General features: G+C 44.4%; 2 protein-coding genes and 1 pseudogene. All 3 read right to left on the bottom strand.

The window, feature by feature from the left end; translation table 11 throughout:
• Positions 1-119 precede the first annotated feature (119 nt).
• Positions 120-1,493, bottom strand: coding sequence for a hypothetical protein (locus B3S92_RS04200; protein WP_011960548.1), 1,374 nt, complete (start codon positions 1,491-1,493; stop codon positions 120-122).
• Positions 1,494-1,578: 85 nt separating this feature from the next.
• Complete coding sequence (locus B3S92_RS04195; RefSeq protein WP_296203006.1) at positions 1,579-2,445, bottom strand: BspA family leucine-rich repeat surface protein; 867 nt, start codon at positions 2,443-2,445, stop codon at positions 1,579-1,581.
• A 9-nt stretch (positions 2,446-2,454) separates the two neighbouring features.
• Positions 2,455-4,167 (bottom strand): annotated as a pseudogene (locus B3S92_RS04190) (hypothetical protein); the annotation flags it as partial.

Here is a 4,167-nt window from a genome sequence, read left to right as displayed (position 1 = left end):
GCGCTGTTAGTTGCGTCAAATTGCGCCTCTTGACGCTCTAACATGCGATCCTGGTTACGCTCGATAATATGGCTTGATACTAACATTCTTTATTTCCTTTTACTGATCAATAAACTGCATTACTTAGTGATTGTGGTTTCAAAGTAAACTTGTCGAGCACAACCTTCGGGGCGTTTAACAAGTCTAATATCAACTTTTTCAAACGGGTTATCTGCTCGTGGTGCCACTTCTAAGCCGTATAGCTTGCCTGATAGCTCTGCTACTGGCTGTAACAAGCCAGCTGAACTACAAGCGTTTAAGAAGCGGCGGATCTCTGCGTCTGCGTCATTGATGTAGCTAGTCATACCTTTAAGTAAGTGCTTTTTAGCAATGCTAACTACTGCGTTATCAACGTAAGTGGTAATTTCAGATGCGTTGATTAAGCGTAAAGCACTTGTTTTGCTATCGTATTGAGTAATAGCGTCACCATAAATCCAGCGATCGCCTGCATCAAAGCGCTCATTCAATACCACGTTCACGCCAGCTGAAGCCAGTGCGTTTTGGGCCTCTTCATCAAGGCTAACGCTTGGCATGGTTTCCATATCACGGAAGCTAACAGGGAAGTCATAACCGGCAACAGGGCGGTTAACAGGTGGAATACCAGACGCATTGGTAAGGGCGTTACGAACAAGTAATTGGCCTAGGTAGTCACCGACACAAGGGCGCCATTTTTTGCGTGATAGTACGCTTGCGCTGTTTGAAGGGCGTGATACGTTCGGGTTCCAAAAAACCCAAAAACGGTGGTCTTTAATGTTGATAGATTCAGCAAGGGCCGCCGCTGCTACCCAGTCGTTGATCTTACCCAGATCCAGTAATACGTGACAGTTAAGCTTATCCATTACCTTTGTTGTGGCTTCGATAACCGGCATGTCATCGGTTGAACAAACAACAATGTAACGTGGGCGTTCACGCATATCAATTAAAGTGCGTGTGATCTGCTCGGGTGTTGGCTCTACAACCTTGCTGGCTGGCACGTCAATGACAATTTCAGCCTTGCGGTATGTACCGTGGTCTTTTAGGGCCTTAACAGCTTTCAGCGCATCTACAACCTGAGCCGCGTTATCTTTAGAATAGGTCGTTTCGACTTGTTCAAAGAAGTCATTGCTGCTATCTAATGCACCATGAAAATCAAGCTTTTGCGTGATGTATGAGAAGTCGTTTGGATAGTTGTTTTCAAGCTCGTCTGCACCGCCGCCAGTGTATAAACGGCCTTGCAGTGAAGTGATCATACTATCATCAACTTTATCAGCAAATGTAATGTCAAATAACAGGTTATTTAACGGGTCAGCTGCGTTAGTTGGTGTCTTATCATCAACTACTTGAATCTTGGCCACGACGTTGTGGTCAAAGCCGTATTCAGTAACAAGCTCGATAGTTGCTAATGCCTTACTTTCCTTGCTATTGGTAATAGTAACGGAAGTAGGCAGGATATTAATAAACAGTTGAGTTGCCATAAAAAATGCCTATATTGGTGAATATAGGCATAGTATAGAGTTGGGCTAACAGTATTGTTTAGGGGTGTTCCTAGTAATAAGGCCTCTACCTCATTTGTTGTACCTCACCGCGCGGGCAGGTTCCCCAAACTGGAGGTACGATATTTTCATAGCCTTCCCAACCTTCGGGTCGAGTTGGGATTTTAAGCACACACCACTCAGATAGATCTTGATTGAACTCACCGGCAAAGTTGAATGTGTTATTCATGTTTTCAACATTTGACACGTTCCAACCGCTGATATCTTGGTTAAAAGAACTTGCCTGCGTAAACATGCTTTTCATGTTGGTTACGTTTGATACGTCCCAGCCGCTAATATCTGTATTGAAGGTATTAGCAATAGCAAACATGCTGTCCATATTAATTGCTGAGCTTGTTTTCCAGTTTTCAATACCTACAATATCTTGGGTTTGAGCATAGAAAAACGTTTTCTCAAAGTTAGTTACGTTTGATACATCCCAGTGAGATAGGTTTTGACCAATATAAGTCGATTTGTACTCTTCTTCATTGAAAAAAGCGGAGCTTAAATCAGTTACATTTGACGTGGCCGCAATATAAATATTATCTACTGCGTCCTCTTTAGTGTAAACGCTCAAATACGCTGTTGGATCGCCGTCCGAGAATACATGAGTCTCACCCTCTGGTACGCCAAAGTTATAGACAATACCGGTATCAGTGGCTTTATACCAACCATGACCGGGATAGTCTTTATCTAGGCCTACGTCGTTCATAGCGGGCGGCTCAACCTCAACGTCTGGCATGTTCATAAGGATTTCGACCTTATCTTCCAAGCCTCTTAAATTGGCTTTGATTTGATCAAGTTGGCCAAATGCTTCCTTCATGCCCTGACCAAAAATACCCGCCAAACCCTCTGTAAATTTCACCATTTCATCATGTGATACTAATTTTTTCATGTTGACCTCCTATACATGTGACCCATCTTCAACTTCAGGGCTCATTGCTTCTTCAAATGCCTGCATAAACACTTCAAAGTAACCTTCGCCAAACTCTAAATCCTCTTCTGCTAAAGCGGCAATATTGCTGCGGGCCTGCTTCTGCTGCTCTGCATCAAAAGATTGAGCCTGTGTAGCACTTACGATACCGTTATCGGCTTGAGATAACGCGGTAATCTTGTCTGCTAATTCCTTTAAGGTGTCCGAATCAGCATCGGCGCCGTTGATCAAGTCAGCAATAGCCTGCGTTAATTCATTTTTGGTGGCGTATGGTGCTACTAGGCCAGGCAATGATGAAACAAGGGCATATTCGTCGCCTTCTGGTGCTTTTTCAGCCTTAGCTTCTAAGTCTTTTTTAGTTGCCAATGGCTTAATAGCAGTCGCAATACCGTCTAACAGGCCTTCTTTTTGTGCTTCAAGCTCGCTAGTTGAAACTGCATCAATATTGCTACGTGCTTGTGCTTTTTGCTCTACCGTAAAGCCCTGGGTAACTGTTACGTTAACTAAGCCTTCATCTGTTTGAGCTAAAGCAGTGATTTTGTCTGCCAGCTCTTTTAAAGTGTCTGAATCAGCATCAGCACCATTGATAAGGTCTGTTACCGCTTTTGTTAACTCAACCTTGGTAGCAAATGGCGTTAAATCCACCTCTGGGATAGCGTCGATAGCTTCCTGGATTTTCTCACCGGTCTTAGCAAGTTCACCACGGATCTCATCATCTTCCGCTTTACGGGTTTGCTCTTCTGCACCAATAGCCTCTAACAGCTGGCTTGCATTAGCTTCGATAGAATCAGCCAATTCAGTTTTAGCTTGCGCAAGTTCGCTGCGCTTGGCATGCGTGCTGTTTATCGTATCTACCGCTGTATTAAGCTCTGCCGTTGATACTGCATCAATGTTTTTACGGGCAATTTCTTTTTCAGCTGCTTCAAAGCTTTGCTCGTTGGCTGCACTTACCAAGCCTTTATCAGCCTGGGCTAAAGCTGTGATTTTATCCGCAAGCTCTTTTAACGTATCAGAATCGGCATCAGCGCCATTAATTAGGTCCACAATGGCCTGTGTTAGCTCGTCCTTAGTGGCGTAAGGTGCCAGGTCTGGAATAGCTGAAACAAGCGCATATTCCTCGCCTTCTGGGGCTTTATCAGCTTTAGTAGCAATCTGCTCATTGATAGCGGTTTCAGCGGCTTCACGGGCTGTTTTCTCAGCATCAATGGCTGCTTGTAGTTGCTCGCCAGCTTCGGTTAGCTCGCCTCGAATAGCTACATCTTCTGCATCAACAGCTTCTTTTAGCTCTTTATCAGCCTGGGTAAACTCACTGCGAATAACAGCGCCTTCTGCTAATCTTGCACCCTCTTCTGCACTAATGGCTTCTTGAAGTTGCTGGCTAGACTGGGTAAGCTCGCTGCGAATAGCTGCGTCTTTCGCCTCAATGTCGTCTTTTAAGCCTTGGTCTGCTAAAGCAAGTTCGCTGCGAATAGCTGTATTTTCAGACTTACGCTCGGCCTGCTCTTCGTCAATAGCTGCTTTTAGCTCAACGCCTTTATCCTGAATAGATTGGCTTAATTCAGTTTTGGCCTGCGCAAGTTCAGTGCGATCAGCTTTAGTGCTATTGATTGTTGTTACTGACTGCTCAAAATCCGCCTTAGATACTGCGTCGATATTTTTACGAGCAATTTCCTTGTTGGTTTC

Origin of the sequence: Psychrobacter sp. UBA3962, assembly GCF_002385225.1 — a bacterium.
Lineage (GTDB): Bacteria > Pseudomonadota > Gammaproteobacteria > Pseudomonadales > Moraxellaceae > Psychrobacter.
The sequence above is the reverse complement of the archived record's forward strand: the minus strand, read 5'-3'. Positions and strand labels throughout refer to the sequence as shown.